This is a genomic window from Ensifer sp. ENS02 (assembly GCF_014851885.1).
Taxonomy (GTDB): Bacteria; Pseudomonadota; Alphaproteobacteria; order Rhizobiales; family Rhizobiaceae; genus Ensifer; species Ensifer adhaerens.
Genome location: NZ_JACVAO010000001.1, coordinates 334,860 through 350,025, shown reverse-complemented (window position 1 = coordinate 350,025; position 15,166 = coordinate 334,860). Strand labels below are relative to the sequence as shown.

Annotated in this window: 15 protein-coding genes; 3 read left to right on the top strand and 12 right to left on the bottom strand. The window is 65.8% G+C overall.

The genetic code is table 11. From position 1 onward, the window contains the following. Positions 1-19: 19 nt before the first annotated feature. The 12 genes from IB262_RS01755 to IB262_RS01700 form a co-directional block, all read right to left on the bottom strand. On the bottom strand, positions 20-313 hold the full coding sequence (locus IB262_RS01755) for a hypothetical protein (RefSeq protein ID WP_226020593.1): 294 nt from the start codon (positions 311-313) through the stop codon (positions 20-22). A 172-nt stretch (positions 314-485) separates the two neighbouring features. Next, positions 486-1,193 (bottom strand): L,D-transpeptidase, encoded by a 708-nt coding sequence (locus IB262_RS01750; protein ID WP_060582772.1) that lies wholly within the window; start codon positions 1,191-1,193, stop codon positions 486-488. Beyond that, complete coding sequence (locus tag IB262_RS01745; protein WP_112975925.1) at positions 1,190-2,104, bottom strand: glycine betaine ABC transporter substrate-binding protein; 915 nt, start codon at positions 2,102-2,104, stop codon at positions 1,190-1,192. The genes IB262_RS01750 and IB262_RS01745 overlap by 4 nt, the downstream gene beginning before the upstream one ends. Positions 2,105-2,647: 543 nt before the next feature. Further along, entirely contained in the window at positions 2,648-4,381 is a 1,734-nt protein-coding gene (locus tag IB262_RS01740; protein WP_112974872.1) for a PAS domain-containing methyl-accepting chemotaxis protein, read from the bottom strand. A 118-nt stretch (positions 4,382-4,499) separates the two neighbouring features. Further along, positions 4,500-5,015 carry a metal-dependent hydrolase gene (locus IB262_RS01735; RefSeq protein WP_060582795.1) on the bottom strand — a complete coding sequence of 172 codons (516 nt, stop codon included), beginning with the start codon at positions 5,013-5,015 and terminating at the stop codon, positions 4,500-4,502. A gap of 129 nt (positions 5,016-5,144) precedes the next feature. Continuing rightward, a complete protein-coding gene (locus tag IB262_RS01730) occupies positions 5,145-5,360 on the bottom strand; it encodes a hypothetical protein (protein ID WP_034792977.1) in 216 nt (71 codons plus the stop codon). A 139-nt stretch (positions 5,361-5,499) separates the two neighbouring features. Continuing rightward, positions 5,500-6,414: a 4-hydroxybenzoate octaprenyltransferase gene (gene ubiA, locus IB262_RS01725; RefSeq protein WP_112974976.1), complete on the bottom strand. Its 915-nt coding sequence runs from the start codon at positions 6,412-6,414 to the stop codon at positions 5,500-5,502. Between the two features lie 407 nt (positions 6,415-6,821). Continuing rightward, positions 6,822-7,484, bottom strand: coding sequence for a peroxiredoxin (locus IB262_RS01720; protein ID WP_034793680.1), 663 nt, complete (start codon positions 7,482-7,484; stop codon positions 6,822-6,824). 361 nt (positions 7,485-7,845) lie between these two features. Then, on the bottom strand, positions 7,846-8,403 hold the full coding sequence (locus tag IB262_RS01715; protein ID WP_112974873.1) for a thioredoxin: 558 nt from the start codon (positions 8,401-8,403) through the stop codon (positions 7,846-7,848). Between the two features lie 115 nt (positions 8,404-8,518). Further along, positions 8,519-9,508 carry a threo-3-hydroxy-L-aspartate ammonia-lyase gene (locus IB262_RS01710; protein ID WP_034792973.1) on the bottom strand — a complete coding sequence of 330 codons (990 nt, stop codon included), beginning with the start codon at positions 9,506-9,508 and terminating at the stop codon, positions 8,519-8,521. Between the two features lie 63 nt (positions 9,509-9,571). Beyond that, the gene (locus IB262_RS01705) at positions 9,572-10,159 is read right to left on the bottom strand and encodes a hypothetical protein (RefSeq protein WP_112974874.1); all 588 of its coding nucleotides are present in this window, start codon (positions 10,157-10,159) and stop codon (positions 9,572-9,574) included. Between the two features lie 128 nt (positions 10,160-10,287). Continuing rightward, on the bottom strand, positions 10,288-11,814 hold the full coding sequence (locus IB262_RS01700; RefSeq protein WP_348646881.1) for a PLP-dependent aminotransferase family protein: 1,527 nt from the start codon (positions 11,812-11,814) through the stop codon (positions 10,288-10,290). A gap of 75 nt (positions 11,815-11,889) precedes the next feature. On the opposite strand from IB262_RS01700, the gene IB262_RS01695 reads away from it, so the two are divergent. The 3 genes from IB262_RS01695 (at position 11,890) to IB262_RS01685 (ending at position 15,003) form a co-directional block, all read left to right on the top strand. Next, positions 11,890-12,513 carry an FMN-binding negative transcriptional regulator gene (locus IB262_RS01695; protein ID WP_089043521.1) on the top strand — a complete coding sequence of 208 codons (624 nt, stop codon included), beginning with the start codon at positions 11,890-11,892 and terminating at the stop codon, positions 12,511-12,513. Positions 12,514-12,644: 131 nt separating this feature from the next. Then, on the top strand, positions 12,645-13,277 hold the full coding sequence (locus IB262_RS01690) for a LysE family translocator (RefSeq protein WP_192357109.1): 633 nt from the start codon (positions 12,645-12,647) through the stop codon (positions 13,275-13,277). Positions 13,278-13,416: 139 nt separating this feature from the next. Next, positions 13,417-15,003, top strand: a complete 1,587-nt coding sequence (locus tag IB262_RS01685; protein ID WP_112974877.1) for an acetolactate synthase large subunit — start codon at positions 13,417-13,419, stop codon at positions 15,001-15,003. Positions 15,004-15,166: the final 163 nt, after the last annotated feature.

The following is a 15,166-nucleotide window of genomic DNA, read 5'->3' as shown; positions in this document are numbered from 1 at the left end:
GCCGCGGCCGGGTTGTCTGCTAGACCGGCGTGACCGACTTCACGCTGCCGGCGGTGTCGACGATGCAGGTGAACTTGCGGCCAGCGGCGTCGAGGTCGACGCTGTAGGAGGCGGCATCGAGCGCCCGCGAACTGGTCGGCAAGACCTTGGCGCTGTCGACCTGGGCAGCACCGGCGGCCGCATGGGCACACAGAAGCTGCAGATCAGCCGGCGCCGTCTGCAGGCTGGTGCGCGCCATATCCTCGGGCTTGGGCGCGGACTGGCAACCGCTGATCGCGGCCGTGGCCGCCAGCGCCAGAACAAGGCCTTTCATACGCAATATCCCCTCGCTCACCACGTATCCTCCCCTTCGCATCTTCTGTCCCTGTTTCTTCGCGCGATCGACCACCCGTGTCCCCGGCGGCCGATCGGTTCTTTCCTGGCGCCAGCAAGGTGCCTGCGCCGACGCGCCGCCCTCGCGGGCCGCCCGCCTCATCCCTGCTGCCTCAAACACCCTTGTAGAGCGCTGCCCCCTGCATCAGCACGATCACCTTGGCGCCGATCTCGATGCGCGAATGCAGGTCGATGACGTCGTCATTGTTCATGCGGATGCAGCCGGAGGAAACGTCGAGCCCGATCGTCCAGGGCTCCACCGTGCCGTGGATGCGGTAGATCGTGTCCTGGTCGCCCTCGTAGAGATAGAGCGCGCGGGCGCCGAGCGGATTGTCCGGCCCGCCGGGCATGCCGGCCGCCCATTTCGCCGCATTCGGGTCGCGCGCCACCATCTCGGCCGGCGGCGTCCAGGTCGGCCATTCGGCCGTGCGCCCGACGCGCACGATGCCGGCCCAGCCGAAGCCCTCCCGCCCGACGCCGATGCCGTAGCGGATCGCCTGGCCGCCGGGTTGCACCAGGTAGAGGAAGTGCTGGTTGCCGTCGATGATGATCGTGCCCGGCTGTTCCGCCGTTCGGAAGGTCACCACCTGGCGGCGGAACGCCTCTGGCAGCTGATTGTTGCGGGCGAAATACTGCCGCGCTTTCTTCTTGTCGTAGTTCACCCATTTCTTGGTGCGGGCGTCGTAGATCTGGGTCTGCGCCCAGGCGGCGAGCGGCCCGAGCGTAAGGGCGGCGGCAAGCACCGCGACACCGAGCCTGCGCCGCGTCCACAGGGGCCGTTCCGTGCCGGCAAGGCGATTGTCGTCAGAACGTCCGCTCATGGCTTGGCCCACCCGTCGATGCGCGCCGCATTGTCCTCGGCCCATTTCTTCGCGTAATCGGCCGGCGCCTGCCGCTCGACCTCCAGCGCGTAGCTCATCTTCGTCACTTCCTCCGGCGAGAAATCCACCTTCTCCAGGAACTTCGCGACATCGGGGTGTTTCTTGCCGAAGGCAGTGGCATAGGCAATCTGGAAATGTGCCGCTTGCCAGGCGGTCGAGGCACTGGATTTCGACACCCAGAGCGGGTCGCTCGGCGGCAAGATCTTCCACTTGGCGGCATCGTGCGGCGGCTCTTCGAGCCGTGCGATCGGGTGCAGCTCGAACACGTGATGCGGCGCGTAGCAGTAGAACACCATCGGCCTCTCGGTCGCGACGGCCGCATCGACGGCAGCCATCGCCACCTCCTCTTCCGCCTCGAACAGCGTCAGCGTCTTGTCGTAGCCGTAGCCGGCCGCCCGCGCCCGCTCGATGCCGGTCGAAAGCCAGGTGGCGGCGCCGATCCACATCTCGCCCTTGCCGTCGCCGTCGGTGTCGAGGACCTTGGTCTTTTCAGGGTCGCTGAGATCGGCGGCCGACTTGATCGTCCTGGCCGCTTCCGGCGTGGCGCAAAGCCCCTGCCAGGCCGGCACGCTGCGTTCGGTCAGCTGGCCGACCCCCTTTTCGGTCACGTATTTGCGCACGACGTCTTCGAAGTTCGGTCGCCAGACCTCAGGCTGAATGTCGACCGTGCCCGCCTCGAAACCGACGAAGGCATTGAGCGTGCCGAGTTCCTTGACCTCGGCATCGAGCCCGAATTTCTTGGCGATGCCCACTTTCAGGATATTGGCCGTCGCCTGGCCCGACGGCCAGTTCGGCATGGCGATCACCAGATCGGCGGCAGTGGCAGGCAGCGCCACGGATGCGGCCAGCATGGCAGCCAGCACCGCTGGCAGTAACCTCGACTTTTCCTTCACAATCCCCTCCGGCCTCGAGCAATCGATGCGAATGACGTCGTGAATGCGTATGTCGTGCTCAAGCGACGCTGAAACGCGTCGCAACTCTGCAGGTTTCCCTTGATCGCGAGCCCCTGCAGCTCTTCAGAATGCCATGGCGACCTGGCGAGACGCACGGGCGCCGTTTGCGAATGCGAAGCTTATCAATGCCTTGGGCCTTTGGCCCTGCTCTTCCCGTGCCGTATCCGGCATCTTCGTTCGTTGGCCGGCAGGATGCATAGAACCGTGGGCTTCGTCAACGTATCAGCGATACCACACGTTGCACGAACACGTCTGCCGATCGTCTATCACGCGCCAATGCCACGGGAGACCTCGGAGACGGTGCGGTCACAATTTCGTTGCTGCGGTAAGGCTCTCCAACGCACGAAGGTTGCCTTGGAGGGGATGAGGCGGGCCGCACCCCCGGCCCGCCCGCCCGCGAACGGCAGGGCATGATCGCCCCGCACGTCCCGCTTTGTTCCCTCAGGCGGCCCGCGCGTCGGCCGCGCGGCGACGGTCACCCATGCCGCCCGTTGCCGCTGCCGTGCCCGCCTCGCGCCGCTCGGCACGGCGGTTGAGCTGGAAGCGGTTGACCAGTTCCGTCAGCCGCTGCGCGCCTTCGGCCAGCCGGACGCTGACGTCGGCGGTGCGCTCCACCATGCCCGCATTCTTCTGCGTCATGACGTCGATGTCGTTGACCGCAGCGTTGATTTCGCCGAGGCCCGCCGTCTGCTCGGTCGCAGCCGTCGCGATCGCCGCGATCCGCGTGTCGATCGCCGCGACGAAGTCCTCGATTTCCTTCAGCGCGCTGCCGGTATCGCCGACGAGGCGCACGCCTTCGGCGACTTCGGCGACCGAATTCTGGATCAGCGCCTTGATCTCCTTGGCGGCCTTGGCCGAGCGCTGGGCGAGCTCTCGCACCTCCGAGGCAACGACCGCAAAGCCCTTGCCGGCATCGCCGGCGCGCGCCGCCTCGACCCCGGCGTTGAGCGCCAAAAGGTTGGTCTGGAAAGCGATCTCGTCGATCACGCCGATGATCTGGCTGATCTCCTCGGAGGCCGCCTTGATGCGTTGCATCGCCGTCACCGCATCGCGCACGACGCCGGAAGAGCTGTGCGCCGATTGCCGCGCATTCTGCACCAGTGCGCGGGTCTGCTGGGTATTCTCGGTCGAGGTGCGCACCGTCGCCGTCGCCTGTTCCAGCGCCGCCGAGGTCTGCTCCAGGGCTGCCGCCTGCTGGCGCGTGCGGTCGGCAAGATGCTCGGCGGCATCCTTCATCTCGTGGCTGTTGCTGTTGAGGTCGCGGGTCTGGCTGAGCACGGCCGACAGCGTTTCCTGGAACATGCCGATCGAGGTGTTGAAGTCGCGCCGAAGGATTTCGAGCTCACCGACGAAGGGCTCGTCCAGCGTCATGCGGATGTTGCACTCGGCTAGGCGGCCGAGCCCGGCGCCGATCTCCTGGACCGCAAGCACGCGGTCGGAAACGTCGACGGCGAATTTCACCACCTTCGACACGCGACCGGCATCGTCGAGGATCGGATTGTAGGACGCCTGGATGAAGACCGTCTTGCCACCCTTGCCGATACGCTTGAACTGGTCGGTGACGAAGCGCCCGGCCGCAAGATCGCGCCAGAAGTCGGCATAGGCGGGCGAATGGACATCGTCCGGCTCGCAGAACATGGAATGGTGCCGGCCGACGATCTCGGGAAGCGCGTAGCCCATGGCCGAAAGGAAGTTTTCGTTGGCGGTGATGATCTCGCCCGAAGGCTTGAATTCGATGATCGCCTGGGCCCGCGACAGGGCGTCGATCTTGCCCTGATCGTCGGTGCTCTTTGCCTTCGACGCGGTGATGTCCGTCGCGAACTTCACCACCTTGTAGGGCTTGCGGCCGCGAAACACCGGATTATAGGAGGCCTCGATCCAGATCTCCCGCCCGCCCTTACCGATGCGCCGGTACTGCTGGCTGTCATATTCGCCGCGGGCAAGGCGTGCCCAAAAGTCGGCATAGGCAGCGGACGCCGCCTCCTCCGGCTGCACGAACATGCGGTGATGCCGGCCGACAATCTCGTGGAGATCGTAACCCATCGCGCGGCAGAAATTCTCGTTGGCGGTCAGGATCGTGCCGGAAAGATCGAATTCGATGATCGCCTGCGACCGGTTGATCGCATCGAGCATGGCTTTGGCATCGGACGAAAAAAGAAACGGCAGGCCAGTCATGAGGGCGGGACCTATAGCTAACAAATCGAAAAGGGATACATGCGAATTGTAGCTATTCGTATGATAAATTTCTTAAGCGATTCTTTTCGCGCCCCCTAGAATTGCCCTGCTTTTGCTCTCATGCGGCCTCGGTCCCGATCGTGCGCCGCGCTCTCAAATCGTGCAAAGCGAAATGGCCGGCCAGCAGCCAGATCAAAACTTCCAGCGCAAAGGTCCAGTGCAAGAGGAAGTTCAGGTACCAGGGTTTGTAGACCGCCTGCACATGCACAAGGTTCACCCTGAGATCCACAAAGGGAAAGAACCAGCGGATATCAGCCGCGACAGAATCCATCACCAGATGCAGGAGCACGCTCGAAAGCCCGACACCGACAAGGACGAGCTGTTTGCGCCGCCCGGTGGCGATGAGAACAAGCGCAACCGTCGCCGCCAGCACCAGCCAGAAGATCGGCGTGTGCACCCAGTAGTCGTGATGCGGCGTGCGGCGCTGGTCGATCAGGTAGAAATAGGCGAGATCGAAATCCGGCAGGACGGAACAGACAAGCCCGACACCGAAGATGGCGCGGGCCTGCGACGGGTTGCGGCGCGCAAACGGGCGGCACAGCAGATACCCGGCCGGCAGATGTGCAATGAACAAGCAGGTTTCCTCCCGAAGCGCGGCGATACCCGCGCCCAACCGGCGCAGTCTTGACGCGAACGCCGGAGAATTGCAACCGAACTTGTCGCTTTGATGGCTTCCACCCACAGGCATCGCTGCCAGCGGACGTTACCAGTTGCCCGGATCTGCCGTGTGGTCGACGCTCGCGAATTCGTCCGCCTTGTCGCGCTCGAGCGTCAGCCTGGTGATGTTCTTCGCCTCGTCGGTGACGGCGTAGGAAAGCGGCGCCGGCTCGCGGGTCAGATACTGGTACATCAAAAGGGCCGCCTCCTCGGCGCTATCGGCCTCGAATTCCTTGGCGACGCTGACGAAGAACCTTTGCATGGCCTGCCCCTGCCCGTTTGACTGCGCTGAACGCCTGGATATGACATCTGGATATGACATGGAGCGCTCGCGCCGGGCGTCAATGCGTCGCCCGCCTGTCGGCCGTATTCCAGGCGGCAGGCCGGACGTTCGGCGTCCCTCAAAAACTTCCGGCGAGAGCGGCGGCAGCCAGCAGCCCGCCGGTCAGGATATTCGTCAGAAACAGTCGATAGCTGATTTCGGGGCGATCGAGGTCGAAGCGCCGGGCCTGCCACGCGAGATGGGCCGCGATCACCACCATGCCGATGGCATACAGGCTCGACATGCCGAGCATCCAGCCGCCGACAGACCAGGCGGCCAGCGTCAGGCCGTAGAACAGGGCGATGCAGGCCTTGCCGCGGGAGCCGAACAGGATCGCCGTCGACTTGAGACCGAGACGCGTGTCGTCTCGCACATCGACATAGGCGTAGGCCGTATCATAGCCGATCTGCCACGCAACGGCGCCGGCCCACATCAGCACAGCGCCCGCCGGAACATGTCCGGCAACCTGCGACCAGGCCATCAGCATGCCCCAGTTGAAGGCAGCGCCCAAGACCGCTTGCGGCCAATGGGTGAACCTCTTGCAGAAGGGGTAGAGGAACACGAGCGGCACGACGCACACCGCAAGCACACGGGTCGCGGGACTCAGGAAGACAAGGAGCGAAGCGGCGAGCGCAAGTTGCGCAATCAGGAAGACAACGGCCCGGGACATACCGATCTCACCATTTGCAAGCGGACGAAACCGCGTGCGCTCGACATGCCCGTCGAAATTGCGGTCGGCCATGTCATTGATGGTGGAGCCGGCACTGCGCATCAGAAATGCGCCGAGCGTGAAAACCAGAATATCCCGGATCTCGGGAAGGCCATGCGCCGCCTGGAAAAGCGCCGCCCAACAGGGAAAGAGCGTCAGCCAGATACCGACCGGCCTGTCGAGCCGCGCAAGACGGGTATAGGGCCGCACCGCCCGCGGCAACCGGCGATCCACCCAGTCGCCGCGGTGAATGTCTGTCAGGTCGGGGCGGCTTGCTGCGGTCATGGGGCGGGTCATCCAGTCAGCGTGCGGCGCGCTCCGGCGGCGGCCGCAAACAGCGGCACTATAGGCGCGGGCGTGCTCAGATAAAGGAGGGATTCTGTCGCAGAGGAAGCAGGCTTCCGGCGCGGGGTTCGCCGCTCCGGCAACCATGGGTCGTGGGAATGGAAGCTAAACGGCCTCTCCGCCGCCCCCCCAGAGGCGGGGAAAAGGAAACGCGGAAGGCACGCCAACGTCGCTTCTCCCCGCATGCGGGGAGAAGGCGCCGGCAGGCGGGTGAGGGTCAGCTCCCTTACCGCAAGATGAGGGGCAGCCCCCTCGTCGCGGAATGCGGATAAACCCTCACCCCCAGCAACGAAGGACGAACCCGTAACGCGGGCGCTTCCGCGCCCTGGCGAAATGTCAGCCCCGCCTCAGCCCTTCGGCTGCGGCACGATGCGGATATAGGGCTTCGGCGCGCGCCAGCCCTCCGGATAGACCTTGCGGGCATCCTCATCCGTGACGGAGCCGGCGATGATCACGTCGTCGCCCTGCTGCCAGTTCACCGGCGTTGCCACCTTGTGCTTGGCCGTCAGCTGCAGCGAGTCGATGACACGCAGCACCTCGTCGAAGTTGCGGCCTGTCGTCATCGGATAGATGAGGATCAGCTTGATCTTCTTGTCCGGGCCGACGACGAAGACGTTGCGCACCGTCTGGTTGTCAGCGGGCGTGCGCTTGGTCGGATCGCCGGAAACCGGCGCCGGCAGCATGCCGTAGAGCTTCGAGACGGTGTAGTCGACATCGGCGATCATCGGGAAGTTCGGCGCATGGCCCTGTGTCTCCTCGATATCGGCGGCCCAGCCGGCATGGCGGTCGAGCGGATCGACCGAAAGGCCAATGATCTTGACGCCGCGCCGGTCGAATTCCGGCTTGATGCGCGCCATGTAGCCGAGCTCGGTGGTGCAGACGGGCGTAAAGTCCTTCGGGTGCGAAAACAGCACCGCCCAGGAGTCGCCGATCCAGTCGTGAAACCGGATCGTGCCGTCGGTCGTCCCGACCTCGAAGTCCGGTGCGAGGTCATTGATTGCAAGCGTCACGATACCCTCCAGTTGTGTATGCACCGCGCCCATCCGGAGCGGTGGCAGCGCTTAGATTTTTGGCAACGCGGCGTCCGAAAAGGCGCTCAAAAAGCCCGCTGTATTCCTCTGGCTTTTTCCAACACGTGTTTTCCGACGGAAATCGGCCGGAGAGAAATCCATTTAGAAAAACAAAATATTACAGTGGCCTCCGCCCTGTCATTCAGACGCTTGGCGCCGTCGCGCGAGGCTCAGTGTGCCACTTTTGCCGGTTAAGGCAACCGGAAAGACGGGCGTCGCCAACGGCCCGGTCGAGCCCCGGGAAAATGCCCGCAACGGGGGCCCGGCCGCTGCCCGCCGGAAGCGTCCCTTGCAACCTTCGTCAGGCGAGCAACTTCGCCGCCCAGGCCGAAACATCATCGCCGCTGCTCACGTCCGGCCGCACGATCCCGTCGATCATGAAGGTCGGGGAGACGTGGATGCCGTTCTGGCGGGCGTACCGGCAATGCCATTTGATCTCCCGATCGAGATCGGGGATCGCAAAGGCCGCCTTCAGTTGCACGCCGCTATAACCTTCCAGTCGCTCGATGATCGTGTTGGGGGTCACGTCCATGTTGGGCCCGCCGGCGTGGTGGGTGAACTCGAACTCGTCCCGATGCGCAGCGACGGCCGCGATGACGGTCTTTGCGGTCTCCTTGCCGCCCGCCAGCGTCGAGGCCGCAAGAATACAGCGAACGACGACGCCGGAATACATGTGCCAGGGCTGCGACTGCAGCCGGATCTTGATGGTGATCCTGTCCGCGCCGGCGCGGGCGAGAAGGGCATCGAGCTTGCCGAATGCCTTGGCCGAGTAAGGATCCGTCGGTTCCAGAAAGACCTCGAAGAGGTGCGGACCGGTGCCCCAGGTAAGTGGATCGGCGTGCCAAGGTGCGTCTGTCATGTGATGTCCCCTTCTTCAAGCCGCCTGGTCTGTTCGATGAACGTCGAGAGCCATGCGCCCGGTCTGCAAGGCTTCGACGAAATGGCGGGCACCAGGACGGCGGTCCGGGTAAAGTTCACGTCGCCTGCAGCAGCGCGCCGTAGGTCGCCAGATCGACATTGCCGCCGCTCAGGACGATGCCGACGCGCTTGCCGGCGCAGGCAAGCACCCCCTCGAGCACGGCGGCCGCCGCAAGGCAGCCGGTCGGCTCGACCACGATCTTCATGCGCTCGCCGAAGAAACGCATGGTTTCGACCAGCTGTGCGTCGCTCACCGTGACGATGTCGGCGACCGCGCGCTGGATGATCGGAAAATTGTGGGCGCCGATGCTGGGGGTGAGCGCGCCGTCGGCGATCGACTTCGGGATGGCGATTTCGACGATCCGGCCCTGGCGCAGCGACTGCTGGCCGTCATTGCCGGCCTCGGGCTCGACGCCGACGATGGTCGCGCCGGGCGAGCGCTCCCTGGCGGCGAGCGCGGTGCCGCCAAGCAGCCCGCCCCCGCCGAGCGGCGTGACGATCAGGTCGAGCTCACCCACCTCCTCGATCAGCTCAAGAATTGCCGTCCCCTGGCCCGCGATCACGTCCGCATGGTCGAAGGGAGGGATCAGCACGGCGCCGCGCTCGGCCGCCAACCGGGCGCTGATGGCCGAGCGGTCTTCCTTGTAGCGGTCGTAGAACACGACGTCGGCGCCATAGCCGCGCGTTGCCGCCACCTTCATGTCGGGCGCATCGGCGGGCATGACGATCGTCGCTGCGACGCCCTGCAGGCGCGCGGCATAGGCGATCGCCTGGGCATGATTGCCGGAGGAAAAGGCGACCACGCCCTGCCTCGATCCCTTCTCCCTGAGCGCGGCGATGGCGTTATAGGCGCCGCGGAACTTGAAGGCGCCGCCGCGCTGGAAGTTTTCCGCCTTGAAGAACAGCCGGGCGCCGGTGGCGGCATCGGCCGTGCGCGAGGTCAGGACCGGCGTTCGGTGCGCGATCCCGGCGATCCGGTTTCGGGCCATCTGCACGTCGTCGAATGTCGGAATGCGCAATGCCTCGTCCGCCGCTGAAACTGCCATCGAGTCTCTCCCCTGAGCCTGCTTTCCGGAGGCTAGTAAAGACCGCCATGCAAGGCAAGGACGTCAGCCGTGTCCCCCATTTTTGGACACCTGCCCATCTTGGGGCGGGACCGTGCGGTAATGGTCGACGGCGAAGCTGAAGAGCACCTTGAGCATGAAGAGGCCTGAGACCGCCATCATCGCCGGCGTCAGACCGGGCAGAAGCGGCAGGCCGGCAAGGCCAATCGCAGTGAGCAGCCCGCTGACGAAGGTCTGCGCCTCCCGCCCCGCCAGCCGGTTGACGAGCGCGGCCGCTGCGATCGTATAGGCCCAGACGACAACCGCGGCCGCGATCCCGTTGCCAAGAAGCAGCGCGACGAGGACGATGTGGAAATGGATGGCGATGAATATCCAGCGGTTGCGCGGCCGGGCTGCGTAGAAATCATTGGTCGACGGCGTGAAATTGGCGACGCAGCCGGCGGCGATGTCGAGCACGAGAACAAGCGCCAGCGCCGCCCGCCACCAGGCAAGATCGGCAAGCATCGACCCCGCAGACAGCGCAAAGACGACGGCAACGCCGGCTCCGAACAGGAGTATGGCGGCGAGATAGGCGAGTGGTTGCTCTTCACCGAAAACGTCGTGCAGGTGGGGATGGATGCGAAGAGATCTCATGGAGGTCGCCTGGGCAAACGCGGAATGGCCGCCACTATGAAGGGACGTTGGCCGGGCGCAAGCGGCTAACCGTAACGCGCCGCCGGGATGCCCAGCCGCGCACGGGCGCCGCTCCGCCCGCTCCCGACCTATGACGGCTTCGCCTCCGCCTTCTCGTCGCCCCAGGACCGCAACAGCTGCGCAAGTGCTGCCACGCCCTTGCCGATCTCGGCCGCCTCGAGGCTCGCATAGCCCATGACGATGCCGGCCCGGTCCGGCCGGTGGCCGGCATCACCTGCCGCATAGAGGGGCGAAACCGGATAGAGGCCGACGCCAGCCGCCCGCGCTCGCGCGATCAGCGCGTCTTCCTGCGCCTTTTCCAACTGCTCGAACCAGACGACCACATGCAGGCCGGCATCGGCGCCGGATATGGTCACCGCGTCGCCGAGCTCCGCCTTGAGCGCCGTCAGCAGGGCCTCCCGCCGACGGCCATTGTTGCGCCGGCTGCGGCGGATGTGGCGCTCATAGGCGCCGCTTGCCATCATCGCCGCCAGTGCTTCCTGCTCGAGGCTTGGCGAATGGCGGTCGATCAGTTGTTTGGCGGCGGCAAAGGCCGGGACAAGCGGCGGCGGCACGACGAGATAGCCGAGCCGGAGCATCGGCGACAGGCTCTTGGAAATCGTGCCGAGATAAAGCACGTTTTCCGCCTGTCCCATGGTCTGGAGCGGCGGGATCGGCCGGATGTCGTATCGATATTCGCCGTCGTAATCATCTTCGAGCACATAGGCCCCGGTTCGCCTGGACCAGGCCAGAAGCTCCTGCCGCCGCCGGGCCGAAAGCACGCTGCCGAGCGGGAACTGATGCGAGGGCGTGACATAGGCGAGCCTGGCATCCTCCAATTGTTCGAGGATGTCGGTCCTCAGCCCTTCCGCGTCGACCGCGAGGGGAACCACCGCGGCGCCGGCGGCGGCAAAGACCCGGCGCGCCATCACATAGCCCGGATCCTCCATCGCCACCCGGTCGCCAGCATCGACGAGCACGCGCGCCGCAAGGTCCAGCCCCTGCTGCGAGCCGTTGACGACGACGATCTGATCTGGATCGCAACTGAGCCCCCGCGCCCGCCAGAGATAGGCCTGCAGGGCCATGCGCAGGGCAGACGAACCGGCGGGGTGATCATAGGCAAGCCGCGGCCTTCGCCGGCGGAGCGCCGCGACCGACTGCCGCCACGCCTCCTCCGGAAAATCCGCGGCCGACAGGTCGCCGTAACGAAAGTCGGCAATCAGTCGAGCAGAAACCGTCGGCGTCCAGATCGGCCCGTCGCAAAGGGCAGCCCCCAGGCGTGACAGGCGAACCGCCGCCGCACCCTTGTCCCGATGCTTCTGGCTCGCTGGGCGCCCGGGCGCGGCCACCGAGCCGGGACCCTGCCGGGCCGCAAGCAACGCGACCCGCGAGCGCGCGCCCTGCCGGCTTTCCAGATACCCCTCGGACAGAAGCTGCTCATAGGCGGCCGTCACCGTCGTGCGCGAAACGCCAAGCTCGGCGGCGAGCGTCCGCGTCGACGGCAGCAGCGCCTCGGCGCCATAGGTGCCGTCAAGGACCTGTGCCTTCAGCGCCTCATAGATCCGCCGGGCGGTCCCGACCGTCGCCTCTTCTTTCATCGTTACAAACTGGCCCACGCATTTATACGGAAACTGGATATTCTTGGCCGTCCAGTTTGCCTCTATGACGGGGCGAGCACAAGGAGCGAGATCATGTACACACCGCCTGCCTTCAAGGAAGAAACGCTGAGCGTGTTGCACGACATCATCGAGGCGGCTTCGCTTTCGACCCTCGTCACCGCCACGGCCGATGGTCTGCTTGCGACCCCGCTGCCGCTGCTGCTTGATCGCAACGAGGGGCCGAACGGCACGCTCTACGGCCACGTCGCCCGCGCCAACCCGCAAGGAACGACACCGGTCATCGGCGCGGCTATGGCGACCTTCATGGGGCCGGACGCCTATGTCACCCCCTCCTGGTATGCCTCCAAGCGCGAACACGGCAAGGTCGTGCCGACCTGGAACTATGTCGCCGTGCACGCCTATGGCGCGGCCGAATTCTTCACCGACGAGGACCGGCTGCTCGACATCGTCACGCGGCTGACCAACCGGCATGAGGCCGGACGAGCCGAGCCCTGGCAGGTCAGCGACGCGCCCGCCGCCTTCGTCAAGGCGCAGCTTCGCGGCATCATCGGCCTCAGGCTGCCGATCGAGCGTCTCGACGGCAAGCGCAAGATGAGCCAGAACCGCAGTGCCGAGGACCGCACCGGCGTCGCGGCAGGACTTGCCGCCAGCGCCCGCCGCGAGGATCGCCTTGTCGCTGAGGAAATACCGGTCTGACCACGGACGAACGGACCGCCGGCGGCTGACCCGCCGGCCCGAGCACTTGTGATTTTCCTTCAACTTTCCCGCGCAAGCCCTTACAACGACTCCCGCAAGAGGCCACGCAGCAGCAGACGAGGTATAACCGCATGCAATCGCTCGACATTCTCCTTACCTTCTTCGTCACCACGGCGATCTTCGCCTATATCCCGGGCCCGGCCATGCTCTACGCTGCCGCGCAAACCGTGGCGCGCGGCCGCTCTGCCGGAATGATGGCCTCGCTCGGCATTCATCTCGGCTGTTACGTGCACGTCATTGCCGCAGCTGCCGGCCTTTCGATCCTGTTTCATGCGGTGCCGACGCTGTATCTGGCAGTGAAGCTTGCCGGGGCCGCCTATCTCGTCTGGCTCGGCTTCACGCTGATGCGTACCAAGGCGACGGGCGACGGCAGCCTGCCCCTGACCGAGGCGAAATCGGCACGCCGCGCCTTCTTCGAGAGCATCACTGTCGAAGTACTGAACCCGAAGACCGCGATCTTCTTCGTCGCCTTCCTGCCGCAGTTCACCGATGCGTCTGCAGCCTTCCCGATCTGGGTGCAGTTCCTGCTGCTCGGCGCCCTCGCCAATCTGATGTTCTCCTCGGCCGATATCGTCTGCGTGTTCCTCGCCGGCGCCGTCGTCTCACGGATGCGCCGCTCCGGCAGGGCGCAGCGCCTGATGCAGCGCGCCGGCGGCACAGTGCTGATCGGGCTTGGCGCCCACCTCGCCTGGCAGCGGACCTGATGCCCGTCCGTTGAGCCGGCACAGCGCCAGCCGATTGGCGCTGGCCGACTGGTGCTGCGCCGGGTGGCTCGCCATGCCCCGGTTGCACCGGCGCAAGTTGCCGCTATCATGCCCTTGAGGGCCATCGAGGGATACGCGCATGGGAGAAGGCGGCCAGGGAATTCGCACCACCGGCGCGGATGTGCTTGTCGATACGCTGCTTGCAAACGGCGTCGACGTCTGCTTCGCCAATCCCGGCACCTCGGAAATGCACTTCGTCGCGGCACTCGACCGCAAGCCGGAACTGCGCTGCATCCTCGGCCTCAGCGAAGGCCTCGTGACCGGCGCCGCCGATGGCTATGCGCGCATGGCCGGGCGCCCGGCAGCGACCCTTCTGCACACCGGCCCTGGCCTTTCCAACGGCCTTGCCAACCTGCACAACGCCCGCCGCGCCCGGGCGGCTGTCGTCAACATCGTTGGCGACCACGCCTCCCATCACCTCCCGCTCGACGCACCGCTGACGACCGACATCGAGAGCTTGGCCGCGCCGATGTCGAACTGGGTCCGGCGCGTGAAGGATCCGGCTGACGTCGGCCCCACCGTTGCCGCCGCCGTTCAGGCCGCGCTGACGCCGCCGGGTGTCGCCACCATGATCCTGCCCGCCGACGCCGCCTGGGGAACGCTTGCCCTTGCCACCGCGCCACAAAAGGCGCCCATCGAAGCGCCGCGGCCGGCCAGCGCCGAGACGGTGCGCGAAGTGGCCCGCCTGATACGTTCGAATCCTCAAGGGGTCGCCATGGTCGTCAGCGGCGCTGCGGCGCAGGCCGATGGCCTTGCCGTTGCCGGGCGGATCGCGGCTGCGTGCGGCATCCAGCTTTTCAACGAGGTTCTGGTCGCCCACACCCAGCGCGGCCGCGGACGGGTCGCGCCGGCGCGCATCCCCTACCCGATCGACATGGCGCTCGCCACGCTCAAGGACGTCCGCGTTCTCATCCTTGTCGGCGCGCCCGAGCCGGTCGCCTTCTTCGCCTATCCCGGCATGCCGGGCCGGCTGGTGCCGGAGGGCTGCACGGTCGCAACCCTTGCCCGCCATGGCGAAGACCTGAAGGCGACACTGGAGGCGCTTGGTGACGAACTCGGCGTCAGCCCGACCGGGCCGCTGCCAACGGCAGGCACCCCCACCGACACCGGCGAGCCCTCGGGCCCGCTCACCGAAGACGCGATCGCCGTCATCGTCGCGCACAAGGTGCCGGAGGACGCAATCGTCTGCGACGAAGGGGTCACCTCGGCGCGGCGCTTCTTTGCCCTGTCCGCCTTCTCCGCACCGCACGACCTCATCATGCAAACCGGCGGCGCGATCGGCGACGGTATCCCGCTTGCGACCGGCGCGGCCATCGCCTGCCCCGATCGGAAAGTGATCTGCCTGCAGGCCGACGGCAGCGCAATGTACAACATTCAAGGCTTGTGGACCCAGGCGCGCGAAAACCTCGACATCGTCACCGTCATCTTCTCCAACCGCACCTATGCCATCCTGCATGCCGAGATGCGCAATGTCGGCGTCGGGGAGATCGGCACCAATGCGCGGCAGATGCTGAACCTCGACAACCCCGCGCTCGACTGGGTGTCGCTTGCCCGCGGCCTTGGCGTCGAAGCTGCCGTTGCCACTTCCTGCGAGGCCTTCGCCGCGCTCTTTTCCGCAGCGCTGTCGCGGCGCGGACCGTTCCTGATCGAGGCGCGCCTGGCGTGAGTTTCGGCGCCGTTTTCGCAGTCCTTGGGACGGCGATTGGCGAGCAGCCGCGGTACCCCGGATCGCCTGGAAAAGGACCGTCCAGCACCCAATAATCACAGGGTAAGATATTGATATAAATATGATTTTTACAAAGATTCGGGCGCAAACTTGCGCCTGCGGA

Coding starts and splice junctions, on each gene's coding strand:
- IB262_RS01745 (WP_112975925.1), bottom strand. CDS start 2,104: ATGCTGGCCGCATCCGTGGCGCTGCCTGCCACTGCCGCCGATCTGGTG.
- IB262_RS01755 (WP_226020593.1), bottom strand. CDS start 313: ATGAAAGGCCTTGTTCTGGCGCTGGCGGCCACGGCCGCGATCAGCGGT.
- IB262_RS01710 (WP_034792973.1), bottom strand. CDS start 9,508: ATGGCAGTTTCAGCGGCGGACGAGGCATTGCGCATTCCGACATTCGAC.
- IB262_RS01695 (WP_089043521.1), top strand. CDS start 11,890: ATGTACACACCGCCTGCCTTCAAGGAAGAAACGCTGAGCGTGTTGCAC.
- IB262_RS01750 (WP_060582772.1), bottom strand. CDS start 1,193: ATGAGCGGACGTTCTGACGACAATCGCCTTGCCGGCACGGAACGGCCC.
- IB262_RS01705 (WP_112974874.1), bottom strand. CDS start 10,159: ATGAGATCTCTTCGCATCCATCCCCACCTGCACGACGTTTTCGGTGAA.
- ubiA (WP_112974976.1), bottom strand. CDS start 6,414: ATGACCGCAGCAAGCCGCCCCGACCTGACAGACATTCACCGCGGCGAC.
- IB262_RS01715 (WP_112974873.1), bottom strand. CDS start 8,403: ATGACAGACGCACCTTGGCACGCCGATCCACTTACCTGGGGCACCGGT.
- IB262_RS01740 (WP_112974872.1), bottom strand. CDS start 4,381: ATGACTGGCCTGCCGTTTCTTTTTTCGTCCGATGCCAAAGCCATGCTC.
- IB262_RS01690 (WP_192357109.1), top strand. CDS start 12,645: ATGCAATCGCTCGACATTCTCCTTACCTTCTTCGTCACCACGGCGATC.
- IB262_RS01730 (WP_034792977.1), bottom strand. CDS start 5,360: ATGCAAAGGTTCTTCGTCAGCGTCGCCAAGGAATTCGAGGCCGATAGC.
- IB262_RS01685 (WP_112974877.1), top strand. CDS start 13,417: ATGGGAGAAGGCGGCCAGGGAATTCGCACCACCGGCGCGGATGTGCTT.